The following is a 265-nucleotide window of genomic DNA, read 5'->3' on the forward strand; positions in this document are numbered from 1 at the left end:
CTTAACCAAACTAAAAATTAAAAAATATGAGCTACACTGTTATCTAGTTTTCAAAGAACATACATTTATATATGAGAGATAGTTCTCTCAAAACTGAACAAAACGAAACACGGAAACTTATATTGATGAACAGCGTTCATCAATTCTCCATAGAAAGGAGGTGATCCAGCCGCACCTTCCGATACGGCTACCTTGTTACGACTTCACCCCAATCATCTGTCCCACCTTAGGCGGCTGGCTCCAAAAAGGTTACCCCACCGACTTC

The 265-nt window shown here is 40.4% G+C and carries 1 rRNA gene; it reads right to left on the minus strand.

Annotation, left to right across the window (positions count from 1 at the left end):
• Positions 1-153 precede the first annotated feature (153 nt).
• Positions 154-265 (minus strand): 16S ribosomal RNA (locus GBN78_RS30005); the annotation flags it as partial.

This window comes from Bacillus sp. B2-WWTP-C-10-Post-4, assembly GCF_009183805.1.
GTDB lineage: Bacteria > Bacillota > Bacilli > Bacillales > Bacillaceae_G > Bacillus_A > Bacillus_A cereus.